11 protein-coding genes and 1 pseudogene are annotated in these 16286 nt (G+C 59.1%); 1 reads left to right on the plus strand and 11 read right to left on the minus strand.

Features of this window, described 5'->3' with window-relative positions; translation table 11 throughout:
- Position 1: 1 nt before the first annotated feature.
- The 7 genes from BM115_RS16950 to BM115_RS16980 are packed head-to-tail and all read right to left on the minus strand — an operon-like array spanning position 2 to position 4795.
- Positions 2-700 carry a LysM peptidoglycan-binding domain-containing protein gene (locus tag BM115_RS16950; RefSeq protein ID WP_092296328.1) on the minus strand — a complete coding sequence of 233 codons (699 nt, stop codon included), beginning with the start codon at positions 698-700 and terminating at the stop codon, positions 2-4.
- Positions 701-901: a DUF5908 family protein gene (locus tag BM115_RS16955; protein WP_092296331.1), complete on the minus strand. Its 201-nt coding sequence runs from the start codon at positions 899-901 to the stop codon at positions 701-703.
- A gap of 4 nt (positions 902-905) precedes the next feature.
- Positions 906-1376 carry a phage tail protein gene (locus tag BM115_RS16960; protein ID WP_092296334.1) on the minus strand — a complete coding sequence of 157 codons (471 nt, stop codon included), beginning with the start codon at positions 1374-1376 and terminating at the stop codon, positions 906-908.
- Positions 1377-1389: 13 nt separating this feature from the next.
- A complete protein-coding gene (locus BM115_RS16965) occupies positions 1390-1848 on the minus strand; it encodes a phage tail protein (protein WP_092296337.1) in 459 nt (152 codons plus the stop codon).
- Between the two features lie 56 nt (positions 1849-1904).
- Positions 1905-3461 carry a phage tail sheath family protein gene (locus BM115_RS16970; protein WP_092296340.1) on the minus strand — a complete coding sequence of 519 codons (1557 nt, stop codon included), beginning with the start codon at positions 3459-3461 and terminating at the stop codon, positions 1905-1907.
- A 24-nt stretch (positions 3462-3485) separates the two neighbouring features.
- Positions 3486-4223: a hypothetical protein gene (locus BM115_RS16975; RefSeq protein WP_092296343.1), complete on the minus strand. Its 738-nt coding sequence runs from the start codon at positions 4221-4223 to the stop codon at positions 3486-3488.
- On the minus strand, positions 4220-4795 hold the full coding sequence (locus BM115_RS16980; RefSeq protein WP_177219951.1) for a Pvc16 family protein: 576 nt from the start codon (positions 4793-4795) through the stop codon (positions 4220-4222). Before BM115_RS16980 ends, BM115_RS16975 begins: the two co-directional genes overlap by 4 nt.
- A 1754-nt stretch (positions 4796-6549) precedes the next feature.
- Between BM115_RS16980 and BM115_RS16995 the strand changes: the two are divergent.
- Positions 6550-6735, plus strand: a pseudogene (locus tag BM115_RS16995) (integrase core domain-containing protein); the annotation flags it as partial.
- Positions 6736-7175: 440 nt separating this feature from the next.
- On the opposite strand, the gene BM115_RS17000 reads toward BM115_RS16995, so the two are convergent.
- From BM115_RS17000 to BM115_RS17010, 4 genes are all read right to left on the minus strand, one after another.
- Positions 7176-7331, minus strand: a complete 156-nt coding sequence (locus tag BM115_RS17000; RefSeq protein ID WP_304441464.1) for a CzcE family metal-binding protein — start codon at positions 7329-7331, stop codon at positions 7176-7178.
- Positions 7332-7334: 3 nt separating this feature from the next.
- Positions 7335-8432: a DUF6516 family protein gene (locus BM115_RS27135; protein ID WP_143093912.1), complete on the minus strand. Its 1098-nt coding sequence runs from the start codon at positions 8430-8432 to the stop codon at positions 7335-7337.
- A gap of 608 nt (positions 8433-9040) precedes the next feature.
- On the minus strand, positions 9041-13957 hold the full coding sequence (locus BM115_RS17005; protein ID WP_092296352.1) for a hypothetical protein: 4917 nt from the start codon (positions 13955-13957) through the stop codon (positions 9041-9043).
- Between the two features lie 831 nt (positions 13958-14788).
- A complete protein-coding gene (locus BM115_RS17010; protein ID WP_092296355.1) occupies positions 14789-15973 on the minus strand; it encodes a hypothetical protein in 1185 nt (394 codons plus the stop codon).
- Between the last annotated feature and the right edge of the window lie 313 nt (positions 15974-16286).

Below are 16286 nucleotides of genomic sequence, written 5' to 3' on the forward strand. Positions count from 1 at the left end.
GCTACTCCAGCGGCGGAAAATGTAGCGCCATGCCCGGCGTCAGCGCACGGAACTGCCGCAGGCCATTGAAGCGTGCCACGGCCATGTAATAGCGGCTGTCGCCGTAGATGCGCTCGCACAGCAGCGGCAGCGTGTCGCCATCGCGCACCTGCACCAGGTGGCTCAGGTCCGGCGAACTGGCGTCCGCCTCGAGCTTGGCCTGCTTGCTGCTGGTATACGAGTCGAAGGCGAGCGAGGCCGTCGCGCGCAGCGGCACGCCGCTGGGGCGGAACATGGTGTAGTCGGTGCTGAAGCTGGTCAACCGGCCCGTGAAGATAAGCTGGCCCCAGAGGATCTGGACGATGCTGGGCTGATGCTGCACGCCCTTGTACTCGTAGATCACGGCGCTCAGCGCCTTGAGCTGGTCCTCCACCTCGGCCGGCACGGCACTGTTGGCCGGGCGCGGCACCACGCCGGTGCCGTCGAAGATCACCGCGAACGAAAGCTTGCCGGGTTGCATATGGCTGAACGGCCGGCCCGAGCCCGTGTCGCCCATCGGCTTCTCCTTGCTGAAGCACGTGTTGCGCTCGTGGCGCAGCTGCGAAGGGTTGATCAGCAGCGAGACGGACTTGCCCGCGCCGGCCTGGGGCGACACCACGCCGCCCTTGTCCTCGCAGGCCGTGATCTTGAGTGGCGTCAATTCGGCCGACTGCAATGGCATCTAGCGCTCCCTCAGCCGGGCCAGCTGCGCCCGCAGCATGCGCAGTTGCGCGCGCTGCTCGCGGTGGCGCGTGCTGGCGGCCTCGTCCTCGTCGCAGCACTGCGCGGGATCGGGCTCGGCCTCGGCACGGGCCGGTGCCGCACCCCGCTGGCCGTTGCCGAGTTCGGAGCGGATTACCATCTGGCGGACTTCGATCGTCATGGGCTCAGAGCTCCCGCGTGCAGTTCAGGTAGGCCAGCTCGATGGTCTCGATGGCGAGGTTGTTCTTGGTGGACTGGAACTCGTCCACGCCCCAGCGGACCGGGTACGCCGCATGGAAGGTCCAGCCGCGTACCTTGTTGCCCACCTCGTCCAGCAGGTAGACGCTCACGTCCATCGGTGTCACGGCCTGCACGAAGCCGCCGCCAAGGACCGACTTGCACCAGCGCATGAGCGGCGAACGCATGTCCGCCACGCCACGCTTCAGCACCAGCTTGTCCTGGCGGATGCCCTTCGGCAGCTTGTAGACGAAGCGGTTTTCGCCGCCGCACTGCACGTCCTCCACCTCCATCGTCTGGTCCATGCCCGACACCTCCTGGAAGGAGCAGTCAACGCCCGTGGCGATGTTGGTGAAGCCAACCGAGAAGGCGAACGAAACCGGCGTGAAGTCGGTGCCGAAGCGCGCCGATTTCTGCATGGAAGATCCCGCGTCAGCTGTTGGCGATGGTCAGGCCCTCGTGGGCGATCTCAATGGTTTCCACGGCCACCTCGTTGCCCTGTGCCTTCAGGTCGGTACCCGTAATCTTCGCCGGCCAGGCGTTGTTCAGCGTCCAGACCATGGTCGGATTGCCGGTCTCGTCCAGCAGGCTGATGATCACCGGCACGCGCTTGATGGTGTTCATCTTGATCTGGTTGAACCAGTCCCAGAACTTGTTATCGGCCTTGAAAACGCCCTTCTTCATCGTGACGTTGCCGAACTTCTTGAGCCCGGGCATCTTGACCGTGGAAAACACCGGGCTGTCGCCCGAACGGTATTCGATCTGCTGGGCCTCGACGTCGAGCCCCGAGACCTCCTCGAAAGACATGACCGTGGAGTCCCACTTCACCTGGAAGTGGAACTTCGGAATGGGCCACACGTTCTTCGACTGTGCCGAGCCGTCGTCTGCCATGACACTTCTCCCTTGCTATCTGTGATTTGTCTTTGGACCCTGCCCGCGACCCGGCGTCAGGACTTCTGCATTTGTTGCTGGAACGTGATCTCGATGAACTCCGCCGGCCGCACCATCGCCACCAGCACGGTCACGCGCAGGATGCCCTCGAGGATGTCGTCGGGCGTCATGGTCTCGCCCAGCCCGACGTGCACGCTGAACGCGTCCTCCGGCACCGCGCCGGCCAGACCGCCGCGCTTCCAGATGCTGGTCAGGAAGTTCTGGATCATGCTCTTGATGGTGACCCAGGTATTGGCCACGTTGGGCTCGAAAACGAGCGCCTTGGCCGCCAGCCGGCACGATTCCTCAAGCATGATCATCGTGCGGCGCACGTTCACATAGCGCCAGTCGAGGCTGTTGCCGTCTAGCGTGCGCGCACCCCAGACCAGCACCCCCTCGCCGATGAAACTGCGGATGGCGTTGATCGACTTGCCCTGCGTGGTGACGTTCAGCTCTTCCTGGTCTACCGCGGAGATCGACACCGACGGCGACACCACGCCGGCCAGGCTGACGTTGGCGGGCGCCTTCCAGACGCCGCGCGTGTTGTCGACCATCGTGTAGATGCCGGCCATCGCCGCGCTCGGGGGCAGCAGGTTCAACTGGTACTTGACTTCGTTGAGGATGGTGTTGAACAGGCTGCTGACCGAAGTCAGCGTCTTGTTCAGCAACGCCTTGCTGGTCAGGATGGCGTCGTCCGTCAGCGGCGGCGTGGCGGCGCTCCAGTCCTTGCCGATGTCGGCGACGGCGCCGGCCAGTTCCCGCGTCTTGGGCGGTGCGTCGTCGGGCAAGGTGTCCGGCAGGCCCAGGTCGCTGCGCAGCAACTGCATCAGCACGTCCGGGTTGGCGATGTTCTCGTAGCTGATGTCCTTGTCGCCGATGACCGTGGTGTTCAGCCACGGGTAGTAGGCGGCGGCGAAATCCAGGAAATTGATCCCCAGCGCGTTGCGGAATGCGGCTACGGGATCGCCGGCGGGGTCGCTGCGCGGCTTGTCGCCGCCCCAGATGTCGAGGATTGCCACGCGGCTGCGCATCTTGTCGCCGCAGTGGGCCAGCACGGCTTGTTGCAGGTCGATGCATTCGGCGGCCTTGAAACGCACGGCCTCCGGAATCACGACCATGGTCGGCTCCTGCTCCTTGAGCAGTTCGTCGATGCCAGCCTTGAATTTGTCGAGGTCGAGGTCCTGCGTATAGTCGCCCACGGAGACGATGTAGCACGGGCCACCGCCGTTCTGGAAGAAATGGCGCAGCGCGCGATAGAGCATGTAGCCGCCGCCGTCCTTGCCTTCCGGCATCTCGAGCACGTAGTCCTTGCCGGCCACGCGGAACGCGGCAATCGCCGAGGCATCGGTCTTTTCGGCGATCGTGAAGCGCGGAAACGGCGAGAAGCCGAAGTACTGGTGATATTCGGCCATGGAACTGATGCGCCACGGCTTCATGCTGAGCGGCTTGTTGCGGTTATCGGCAATCTGCGTATGGCCGATGAACGCCGGAACGGCCGTTGCCACCTCCACCACCGAATTCGGGAAGGCGTTCTTCTCCACGATATAGACGCCAGGCGTCTTCATTGCACCCATTGCACACTCTCCCGGTGAAAACGGTTAGCGGTTGACAAAGATCTCTGATACATCGCACAGCGCGCCGTCGATGACTTCCCGGCGCAACGCCACAGGGGCTGCCATCGGCAGGCGCGGCACCAGCACGCGGGCGCCCGCACCCGATGCGCGGCGCAACTGGAAACGGTGGCGCGGGCGCTCCGCCAGCGGCAGCGGCGCGGCCGAGCGGATGGCAGTCACGGTGGCGCCGTCCGGCAGCGTCTCGGGCACCGGCTCGGCAAAGCTGACCGCGCCGGCAAGATCCGCGCAATGCAGCGTATCCAGCGTGCCCCAGTCGCCGATCAGCAGGTATTTCCAGAACGTATGGCGCACCGGCACGTCGATAACATGGTCGAGTGGCGCGGCGGCGAGCCAGTCGGCCAGCGTCGGGCAATCGCGCGAGGCCAGCGGAAAATTCACGCGCAGGGAACCGGTCGTCGTGCTTTCCGCAAAGACAGGGGCACGCACGTCGGTGTAGTAAGCCCAGAGCGGATCGGCGGAGCGGGCCGTGAACGACAGGCCGGCTTCAGGCCATTCGTCGCGCGCGCGCCAGAAGGTGTCGAGCTGGCTGGCTTCCGCCATGATCACGAAGCGGCGCGGCTCGCCGCGCAGCAGCAGGCCAAAACGGGACATCAGCGCTGCCGAGGGCGGCTCCGGCGCGAGGTGCAAGGCGCCCGGCCATCCCGCGGAGAAGTACGGATGTCGGATGGACAGCGCGGTGACCGCACGATAGCCGGACGTCATGGCCGAACACCCACCTCGGGGCGCCCCACCAGCGGGTCGCGACGTTGCGTCGCAGCGGGGTCCAGGCACACGAGCCGCACGCGATACAGCACCGAGGGCAGGTAGTGGCCGCCGTGGATGCTCCACAGACTATGCATCTCGCCCGTGCTCAGGTTTTCGATATTGAGCACGATGCGGTCGATTCGGGGGTCGAGGTCAGGGGTGTTCTGATGGTCGAACACCGGGGTGGCCTGGAAGAACGTGATGGCGTCGGCCAGGGCGCGCAGCGCCTCGGGGTAAGTCTGCCCACTGAACGTGGCCGCGCAGACCACCAGCAGGTTCAGGAACAGCGGCTCGGCGCCGGCCACGCGGCTGCCCTGCTCGGCCGTGACGGCGCCGCGCGCCCGATGCGCGGCAGTATCGCGCTCGATCCCGCCCAGGAACAGCACCAGCTTGTTGGCTACCGAAGGCACCGCGCCTCCCCCCAGCTCCTGCAGGTTGGACACAACGACCATGTCCTCCGCCAGCACCACGCGGCGGCGGAACATCTGATTCAACTGCAAGGCGAGATGGGCGAGCGCGGTATCAATCACACCCGCTCCCGACCGGCTATCACTGGCTTCACCACTGGGCTCCTTCAACCTGACGTCTGCTTGACCGCGTGGATGTTGCGCGGCGCCACACCTGCCGGCCATCGGTAATTGTCTGAACCCGGGTTCGGAAATCCCTAGGTAGTACTTTCGAGGGGTATCTCAGGTAGGCGCTGGGGACTGGCGGCCCCCGGCGCACGCGTGACACGCACAAAAAAAAAACCGCTGCGCATTGGCAGCGGTCAGAACGCGAATTTAGGTCTTACCGATTTCTCGGTCGGCGGATATTGTCAGAGACGGCCTGCGCCTGACATTGCTCTGTGGGGGTAGGTGATTGTCTGACGGTGGGGGGTGCTGCGCCTATTTTGGAGAACCACTGTCGATACTGATTGGTTCGGAAATTGCCATCGGTGACGAGCAGCGCCTTCCCAATCTAGGTGTTGGCGCAGATATTCGGTGGCAGACACCAGTATCTCGCGACAGCGCTTGGCGAGGATGTCGAACGCAATTTATGTTAAATGCGGTGCGTAAGATGGAGTCCTGTTCCGTCTCCTGGGCCGCCCATCGCTACCTCAAACCTCGTATATCAACCGCATGCGTGGTAGTTCGACAGGCTCAAGTCGGCCAGGAGCGGCCCTTGGGAAGTCCGACGCCAGCTTTGTCCAATTATCAACTGTTAGTCGAGTCGCTGGAATGCGGCGCGAGAACTAGAGTTACGTTTGCAGCGGCGACGCCTCATCGCAGAGGAACTCCCTAAGGTTCAAAGGCCCCTTGGGCGGGCGAGGGACCACTCCGAAGTGCTGGGAAAGGGATCGTATTCGGCGAGCGCTGTGATTAGGTCATTGGCTAACTCAAGGCGGGAGATGAAGACGCCTTCGTCTACAATCCAACCGGCTCCCTCGCGAGACGTCGCTGGACGAGCAATCGAGTAGCCCTTCAGCTTCCTGCCTTTGTCTCGTTGAGGTTCAAATTTTGCCAAGGGCTCGCGTACAGTGCCAAACCTATCGCAGAGCACGGCAAACTCTTTCTGTTGAGGATGCTTGAATTCCTTCAACCTATCTTTGAACGTGCGAAGCGATTCATACGCACCCATGAGCCACAGGCCCGAGAGCGTCACCTGGTCCGTCAGGGTGTCGGCGTAATATTGATCACGATTCGCACACGCCAGTAGTCATCGATCGCCTTCAATTAACCTGGCGTCGAGCCTGGCAAGGCCTCGCAGGCTCTCGTAAAACCACAACTTGTTCCCATACCAAGTCGCCACGTCCGAACTATCCATGGCGTCGACTGGCTCCCTCATATCTCGGTGCCGCGCGTCCACGTGCTGGACCTGCAATAACGGAACCATCCAATTCTGTAATCTGTCTTTGTCCATGCCCACCCACCGATAAATCCATGCATTTACCGTGCGCTTTCAGGAAACAACGACGCCCAACGCGCAGGTGGGCGTCGTTGGCAATCACGGTGACGGCCGCCAGTTCAGTGGGCGTTCCTATCCGTCGACAGGGGAATGCCGCGCTTCTTTAGCAGTATCCGTGCTGTCACCGCCATGAATCCCTCCGGATTTCTCGATATTTCCGGAAGCACCTCAATCGCTTCCGGCGGAGCCCCTTGATCCAGAAGCCCTGTCGCTGCTGCGAGACGAACTGCCTCTTGTTCATGAGAGAGCAAAGGATGCGGGAATTCAACCGCCATTCCGCGATCGCCCCAGGAGTCAAGCAGTACGCGAGTTTTCTCAGATATCTTATTAGCTGGCTATGGCGGAGAGCTTCGTAAAGACCATGAAGCGAGACTACGTCGCCTTCATGCCCAAGCCGGATGCGGAGACGGCCGTTCGCAACCTGGCAATTGCCTTCGAGCACTACAACGAGCAACACCCCCATAGCGCCCTGAATTACCGCTCTCCGCGGGAGTTCAGGCGGGCTGTGGGGTTCTCAACCTAAGGGTGAGACCGTGTCCGGGGATACGGGAGCAAATCCAGCATTCACGCGGGTTTCCGGGCAGAAACGAACACGATAGTCATGTAAATCAATGAGTTGCTGACTCACGAATTTGAGTGCCGCAAGTGGCACGAGAGGCACTTGGTCGGCGTCTCGTTGCGTGTCAGTCTTCTTGCCGCTAATCTCGGCGGTCCGTCTACTGCTTGGAAGCGAGCGCGATGGATCATTGGCGACTACCATTATCTTGCCAAAACACGGTATCGCTCGGGCTCGCCGGCGCGCCATCCGGGCCCAAAGGTCGATCAGGGTTCAAGAGAGGGACGAAAAGGACCAGTTAGCAAGTGACTGATTTGACTTGGGGTATCAGGCGAGCGCGGCCCGGAAACTCGCACGGATGCGAGGGGTGGCTACCCCGGTGAATTGCACGGGAATCAAGGGGACCCCTAAACACGCACCCCTGCGCTACCTGGCAGAGCTGGTATCAGCAGACCAAGATCCACACTCGTGTCGCTGACCATCTGGGCGAAGGTCCGTGCAGAGACCTTCCCGCCGGATCGAAAGGCAACTGTCTCGCCTGAGTCCACGCTGACATACCGCAATTCTCAGACTTTCCCGTCAGCACCATCGGCTTTGCAATCCGGCACGTTTCCAGCGCCCTGAATCGCTGACCACTGTGACTCCGCGTCTTCAACGAGTCGCCTGATCACTTTAAGATCAGCTACCGCAAACCCATACGTAAAGCTAGACTCAACCTGGTTCTTCTTTGATTTACTCAAATTTCGATGGACATGCGCCGGACCATAGTTTACTGAGTGATGATCTGCCGAATCAATACGTGAGACAGGCTTCTTTTGTGGGCTTTGAATATTGTAGGCATAGTCGTGCAGTGAGTCCTGACGAAGGATGATTCGAAACCCTGACTTTCGAACAGCGGTAATGGTCTGACCATCAACCTTCTCGATTTTGCAAGCCAGCTCCGTCTGCACCGCCTCACATGTCATTTCGACAGTCTGTTTCCCATGCTGCACGACCTTTGAATCCACAAAAAATGGGGCCGAAATTCCCATTTTGTCGGCTAAATAGCCAAGAATTAGTTTCGGATGGTTATGCGCCTCTGCCTCGTGCCGTTCGCACAGCTGCAGCCCGATCATCAGACCACTTTTTCCGATAACAGTGCTAGTGGACATTCGATCGCAGGCGCCCCCGCAGACCGCGCAGCGACCATCTGATGAGAGCCAGATACCCTGATCAACTGCAGTATTCTCAAGCCGGCCGGCCAGCAGACCACGGAACGCCCTGCCGTTCTCTTCAAAACGCTCCTTCCACCGATCGTATCGCTTCGCATATTCTTGATCGTCAATCAATCGCGAGAATTTCGTCTTATCGATAGGATGAAGGTGAATACCTTGTTTTTCAAAATTTAATCCAATCGATCCAACAGTTAGTAAATCTTCAGTCTTAACGAAGTAGATACGTGCAGCGGGAAACCTGTCAGTCACACGGTACACGGCGTTAATGTGGAATACTCCTCCATCAACAAAAATGTGGGCATCATCGGCGGCCTTAAGCATTTTCTCCAAGTCTTGCAGGGATCGCATCTCCACTGGCAGGGCCGGAATATCGCGGCTGATCAGGTTTACTCCAATACCACAAACAAATGCGTCCGTTGCGCGACCATCGCAGCCCTGGTCGAAGCACATTTTGATCAAATCATTTAGCTTCAATTCCTATACTCTCTAATTTTCATGATCGTCCGACTGCGCAATCCGATAGTTCTTACAAACTATCGGCACCAATCTGCTTCCTCTTACCCGATGTTCTCCATGTATTGTGCGAACATAGCGATCCATGCATGGCCCGTCAGCGTCGAGACGCCCTGCCACCGCCAATAGGCGTCACCGCGTTGACGTTCACACGGCCTCGCCATCCCGCACAGCTTTCCAGACTCGATCGCCAAGGCGAAGTGATCCTTATGTTTACGCGATGAATAACAAAAACCGAATGGCAGAGTGTCACCGGTATATCTGGTGAGCACACCCAACAGGTCCATCAGACGCTGCGGAGGAAGGATGGTTCTTGCGATATCTTTGCAGGACGGCGGCCAGAATTTCCGGTACCGGTGTCACCAGGGCTGCCGGGTGAACTGAAACGGCGATCTACACGCCGAGCACTCACGCGCGTTCGTGATCCGGCATGTTGCCTCGAAATCGCATAAAAATGACCATCTCTATCCCGGTAGCGAGAGACTGTTTAGCATCTCCCACCACCGGAGGCTCAGGCTACGAGCGGTTAGGTACGATCCGTAAAATCACAGAGTAAAGGCGCTGTACTGAACTCTGGCACCGTCAATTATTCGATGCCTCCCAAGATACTTGTCGATCTGTTCTCGAAGGAGCGCGGCTTGCCCTTTTTCCATTTCGGATACCTCAGATAGTCGCTCGACGCCGAGCGAATTGAACGACGTGCCTAGACGCAGCCCAGCCGATCCGGTCAAAATCCACCGGTCATGAAGCACGTGCTTATCCGGGGCATCCATAAAACCCGGCGCGATAATCTCCGTCTCAGGAGGGTCCTGATCGCTCTGTTCGCGCCATGCATTCTCGAAAGACTCCGCTCCTAGTTCCTTGACCTTCACCAAATGCGGCTTGCTGGCAATAATCTTGACCTGAGACTGCGGAGCCTGCGCCAAGCACATCCTCAACAGTTGGATGTCTTTAGTCGAAAAATATGCATCGCAGTACACAATCTGATCGTCGGCATTCTCGCGAATCCACCTTGCGATAAATGCGAGCGCCTCGTCCCGACTGCGCCGACGCACCAAGAGACCTTCCTCCGCGTCATCGTCTGTCGCCTCCTCCCGAACTTCCGGCCCCTTGCCTGACACTTTTCTAAGAATCGCGTAGGTCAGCTCGGTAGAGAGCAGCATCGCCTCGCACAGTGGCACAAGATGGGTTTTCACATCTTGCGCACTGATGTATTTACGCTCCATGTTTGTGATATGCCACGAAAGCACTGGATACGCGTCCTGCAAGGTCCCATCGGCGGCCATCGTGACATACTGAGTCATGACCTCTATTGGCTTGACTTCAAGGCGGTTCGCTTCAAGTGCACCGAGATTTCGCCATGCTGCCATAGGCAATACGTCCAGCCCGCATGCATTCGTGTCCTGGAGTTGCTTGGCATTCGCCATTTCTCGCTTCGCCTTGGCAATTGCCGCCGCGTGCCTTGCGTCTTCCTTGAGTTGGGCGCGCGCTGGATCGTCGTCGACAAGCTGTATGAGTTCGTCCGCGAGCCCAGCGTCAACCTGGTCGGCGATATCAATCAACTCACGCCGATGCTCTGCCACGCGAGCATGGTCTTCAATTTCAATCGAGAGCTGCATAGCAGCCCTCAGGCATTCCCGCGCGGACGTGGCAGCATCATTTGCATGGGCGCTCTGTGCATAGCCCTGCAGATGCGATAATCGATCAATAGGCGAAGGGATCCGATTGATATCCACCAGTGCTTTGTCCAGAAGCCGCTTCCGATGGCTCGTGGCGTACTTGCTCGGTAGTGCCGTCGCCAGTTCGGTATAGATATAGGCTCGATCGGCATGATTGTCGATGGCGTCCGCCTGCGCTTCCAGCGTCGCCCATTCCGTCCAATTTAAATCCACAAGCGCATAGACCTGTGCCTGACAGACGATTTTGTAACCTTGGTGCTGGATATTCTTGGAGTCAGGCAACTTGGCGTCCACAATAGGGCGCAACTTTGCCGACCAGTCAGCTTTTTGAGTTGCGGTGAATTTCGACCTGTTGTTTCGATCATTGACCGCCTCGACCAAGGCCCGCATCAAGCCGAAGATCGTCCAGTCAGCGTGCGCGTGTTGTAGGAGTTCAATGACATCAGAAATGTCTGCAGCCTCCACCTTTCCGTAATCGAACCTACCCTGGTGCTCCGGCTCCTGGCCAGAAAGGTGACGCAACTTCATCGTCGCGGCATCAAACAGCGCGTTGTCCGCATCAATATCGCCGAGTTCGCCAAGCAGCGGAACGGCTAATCCGATATGCGCAGCCACCAACGACGGAAACGCAATGCGAATGGCCGCCCGGCTCACAGCTGGATGTACCGCACGCGACTGCTCCAATAGCGGACGAATTTGTTGATTCACCACGCGATTGACGAGATCCGGTCGTTTCGCACACCAAAGGCGCTCGGCAAATTCGTTGAGGAGGCGCAGCCGGGGGATGATGCCGGGCAGGTGATCGACCAGAGCTGCATGACGAGCCAGCTTATCCTCGTCCAGCATGTTGGCGCGGGCCAACGGAGCGACCGATCGCCCAACCAAGGACATACAGAGCTCGTAGAGCTTCGTCGTGCGAGAAGTCGAAAACGGCACTGTACCAATCGCCCGAAGCCCTGCATCGTAGTATTGCTGCGCAAGCTGCGGTTCCGTTTCGGCCAGTGCTTCTGAAGCCCGAAAGTTGATCTTGGCTTCTTCCAGCGGCGATCCAACACGACCGATCGCCTCTGTAATACGTTGACTAAGCAGATCTGCGGAGTAATCGCACCCCGCAGTCGCGGCCGCCTTAAACATCCAGGAGTCCCAATGGCTGAGCTGGAAGCCCCGCGTCAGATGCCCTCGAAGACGCTCAAGTTTTGGCACCCAGTCTGCTTTGCGCGTATTGGCATCCAGGTAACTCAGCAATTCTTCGGCAGCTCGCGACCTATGATCCGGATTGCTGATTCGACTTAGCGCTTCCGTAAGGGACGCCAGCCGTCTCTCGGAAAATGACTGAGCAACAAGGACTGAAGCGACGGTCTGGTAGGCGACGTCCCGCCGAGCCAGCGAATTCAGACGCGCTGCGAGAGCAAGTGCCGCTTGACAGTCATCTGCCGCCAGTGCCTTGAGCACTGGCATTACCGTGCTGATATGGTCCGCAGTATCCTTGAGCACGAGTGTCAGAAGCTTGTCCAGATCACTTTTGATGAGCGCGCGGAAGCCATCTTTGGCCTCGAGAATTCCGTCACGGTCAAGCTTTGAAAGATTGCCAAGCATGATGGCTAAGCATTCCATCTGTGCCTCTGGCGTCTTTATGTCTAATACCTCATAGTAAGCTTGATCGACCCGGTGTCGGGCAGCAATTTCGTCGTACTGTTTCTCTGCCGCCGCGAGACGCATTTGCAGAACTATCAGGTCGCGAGATTGTGCTGCTTTTCCAACTAGTCCCAGTTGACTATCAAACCGCGTGACCAGCTTCTTGAGCCGTTCGGTATCTTTAATCTCGACGAAGAAGGGAGCACACAACGCCGCAAGGTCCCTTGCACGTGGAGTATATTCGGTCTCGCGAATAATAATATCGAGGCCGAGTTCAATTAGGTCGAGGATACGCGGATCGCGTCTCTTGATACTGACCAGTGAGCGTAAGAAATGCACTTGGTGCACAGCTGGCATTTTTGAGAGCAAGGTCATTGTCTCTCCGGCATCGAGCTTCTCAGCAATCAGCTCAAAGGAGTGAGCAATTTGCTGCAACGCCTGGTCGGAGATCCTTGAACGCGCCTTGTCCTCGACCTTCGCTTTGTGCTTGATTTTCGCCATAGACGCCGAGAAGGAAAGCTCGGCATACGCCGCATCTTTGACCTTTGCAGTCGCGCCCTTCACAGCAGCCTCAATGATTCCGATCGCAGCGTCCGGATCAAACATCAGCACGTCCGCGGCAATGCTCATGGCAGTGTCGCCCAGCGAGCTTATGTCGACTTCGTCGATTAGACGTTTAATGTACGCGAGCAGCTCCGGATCGGGAGTTCCGTTCCGTTCGCTAAAGCGACGTGCAAATGCACTCAGCAGCGCGAGGCGGCTCTCCTTAGTAGCTTCGGAATTCGCCAAGGCCATAGCAGCGTTCGATTTCCCAAGTGCAACGAGTGCCTTGACGCGATCTGAAGAACCGCCACCGCGGCTGGCACTGGCGAAGATCGACCGCTGCAACGAGAACTTGAAGACTTCTGTCGCCCGCTCCAAAGCCAATGCACTCCGAGAGCCCATTTCTGCCTGGGCTTTCAGTGCAGAGAAGGACTCCGTGGAATGAAGGAGGTCACTGTAATACTCTTTGGACAGAAGCTGAAGGATAGCGTCTTGGCGTTGCAGGGTCTCCAGATACGCGGGTAGAAACCGTAGCGACGCGTCGCTTCGAGGATTCTTCTGCAAATACGCCAGCTGCGCCTCCAAGGCGGGCCGGCCAAAACGTTCCAATTGTTTGACCGCGTACTTTCTGTGAGTTTCTGAGATGAACTCGACGTTGTGGTTTGGCAACTCTCTCAGGAACTGACACTTCTTAACCAGTAAGCGGATTGCGTCACCGGGAACGTCAAAAGTTGCCTCTAGATCCAACACCGTCAAGGCGAGCTTGGAGTGTGCTATCCCGGCGATCAATAATTGCTCACTGTCGCCGAGGCTGTCCAAAACATCGAACTCGAGCTTGACGAACTCGAGATATTTGGCTGGATCCGTTTCCAAAATTGCTGACAGCGGCGTTCCTCCATGAAGCAAGCGGCGAACGACTGCGATGCGACCAGGACTACCCCCCTTGCAAAGTTGGTAGACCTTCTCACAATCCTCTTCTGACACTTCGGTATCTGACAGGAACTGCTTGCATTCCTCAAATGAAAGCTTCAGCAACCGGTAATGCTTGGATTTCACGCTGCTATGAATGTGCGATCCAAGGTCAGCTTGTGTCCCCGTGACGATGAAGCGACACCTAGCCGCTCCGGTTGGTAGCAGTTCCTTGAACACCTGCCCCAAGACACCCCGCCCTTCCGGGGGGATCTGATGCAATCCATCGACGACAAAATAGAGCGTCGTCGTGCGGCTCTTGCGTAGCACCTTCATTCTCAGGTCTTCGAACTCACTGACGCTGAGAACATCCTTCTTCAATGTCTCACCGTAGTAGTACCAGTGAAACTGTTCGGCAAGTGTTAGTCGCAGATACTCCAGTCCGTAAGTCACACTACTTGCCGGTTTAATAAATAGCGCGAAACTCTGATCCGGGTAAGCTTGGCAGAATTGTGCCAGCGTTGTTGTCGCTCCGTCGCCTTCTTCGCCCTCTAGAAAAAGCACCGGCGCGTCGTTACTCAATGCTTCAGCCATTGTGCTGAGTAGATGCCTACGCTCGATCAGGTTGCTTGAGAGTTCCGGGAAATCCGCCGCGAAGTTCCAGATCGTGGCAATCTCGGTTGTACTTGCTTCCATTGCACTCCGTCCAAAAATGGGCCATGCAGGTGACGCTGCTGCCCAGACTGTTGTATGCCGGCTGCCACGGATTCGGATCGCCCACTAAGGCATGTCCGTGTGCGAAATCAACATCCGGCGACTTTTTTCCATGCGAAATACTACGCAATTTCACCAACGGTGCGCATCTTACGAGCGCACACCCCACCTTGGGAGTAAGCCGAGAACGTTGCCATGCAGCTCGTGCAAGGAGAACGCGCAAATGCAGCTCTGGCCCGATTTCTTTACATCACGGTCTCCTGCGCCTACATTTCTCCGCGCCGCAGAGTCCGATGCACTAGGTGCACGAACCCTCCTAGCGCGAACAGCGGACCCTTGCCTCGATAAGACACGAATTTAGGTGTTTCAGCGCCACGGTTCGATCCGCAACATGTATCCGTATCGATAACAAACCTTATCGATATGGATCGATTTGTGTGACAGACGTCCCGAGCGACGTGCATGCGCAACCGACGCCGCTCGCCGCGCGCATCGTGCTTCCAAGCAATGCTGCCTGGACGCTCTGAGGCCATGTCGAAACCCAGTCTTTAGGGGGAGTCCGGCGGATCTGCTGAGGGAGCCGTGGTGTCATCGAAACTGCGAGACCCATGCTTTCGTTGGCGCGGTGGCCCAGCTCTGGGAGGGCGCCAGAGTTATTGATCAGCAGCGCGCCAATCGCTCAACCCGGAAATGCACAATTGGCCGCCGTGCGTTGGGCGCACGGCAGCCAATCTGAAAAAGCCAAGGCCAAAAACCATCCCAGCCGATGGCCACGCCATTCCATGGCAAGCCCACCGGCGTGAGGCTCTACCGCTACCCCTTCCGACACATCCCCTGCACGACGAACGTCCAATTCCTCGGGTCGGTCGGCTTGCTGGTCACCTCGGCGTAGTAGGCCATGCTGTTCTCGTCGAGCGGCATGAACACCTGCGTGCGCAGGCCCGTGACGGTGTTGGGCGGAACCGCCGGCACGGTCCAGTCCGCGTACATGGTGCCCGGGATGGCGGCCGGCGACGAGACGCCCAGCAGGTTGTTGGCCCGATTCAGCGCCAGCGAGGCGACCTGTCCGGTCCCGGCACTGGTGACCGAACCCGTGCCGGAGATGGTCAGCGTTTCCTCCTGCATCGAACCATCGAGCGCGGCACTAATGCCGAGACCCGTGACAGCGGCATACGACACGCCCGGCTGCCGGCAGACCCACTGCCCTGCTACCTGGCTCGCCGTCAGCGTCTGGGCGGGCCGGAAGACGCCCGTGCCGGTCATGCGGTTGCCTGCGGAATCGAGTTGAAGGTGGTCGAGGTACAGCGCCGTGACGCCGTTCGTCTTCAGCGGGAAGACCTGTCCCCAGACTTTGCCACCCAGGGTCAGCGTGTAGGCGCCCGGGTAGCGTGTCTGGTCCGCCAGCGCGAGTGTGCCGGCGAGGCCCATGCTGCAGGTGTCGCTGTACGTGCCAGCCTGGCACAGCCGCACGGTACCGTCGGCGCCCACGCGCATCTGACCGCCCATGCCGTACTGAATCTGGAGGTTTCCGGAACTTGCGTAGTACGTGGATTGTCCGCGCAGGAAGGTGTAGGTACCGGCCAAATCGGCGGCCGTCACCGGCGTGCTGACACTGCTTGCCGTGACCTGTCCCGACAGCTTGCCGTTGCCGAGCTGTTTCGGCAGGCCGGAGATCTCGCCCGTCAGCGTGGTGCCCGACACCGTGAACGACGCGGTCACCGAGCCCAGCAGCGCGGTCACGAAAGCCGGCGGCGGTTCGGCGCTGTCGGCCTCGAGCGCGCTGACCGTGTAGACGTTCCCGTTCTTGACGTAGTGGCCGATCACCGCACCAGCCAGCCCGAACGCCGAATCGGAGAAGCGGATCCGCACCTGGCCTGCGGCCGGGGCATCGAGCGTCACGGCAAGCGTGTCGCCAAAGCTGATCACGCCGAGGTATGTCACGGCCTGCGGCGTCGCGGGCGTCTCCGGATTGCCCGGGGTGCTCGGTGTTTCGGGCATCGATGGCGTCCCCGCGCCGCCGTTACCGCCACCACTGCCCGCGCCGTTCCCCCCGTTGTTTCCCCCGTTGTTTCCCCCGTCCCCGCCGCATGCGCCCAGTGCAACACTGACCGCCAGGGCCGCCCATGCCTTCACCCAGGTTTCCCGTTTCATTCTGCGACCCTTCCCCGTTCGTTAGTCTGTTGGCTCGTCGAGCCTGTTGTTTTGGTGCATGCCCGCGCGCGCCGTCTTTGCATCCGGTCCCGTGCGTGCAACAATCCGGCTGGATCATAGCCTTGGGTTTTCGGGCTGTATGTCCCCAGATCGTGCGACA

This window comes from Cupriavidus sp. OV096 (assembly GCF_900115455.1).
Taxonomy (GTDB): domain Bacteria; phylum Pseudomonadota; class Gammaproteobacteria; order Burkholderiales; family Burkholderiaceae; genus Cupriavidus.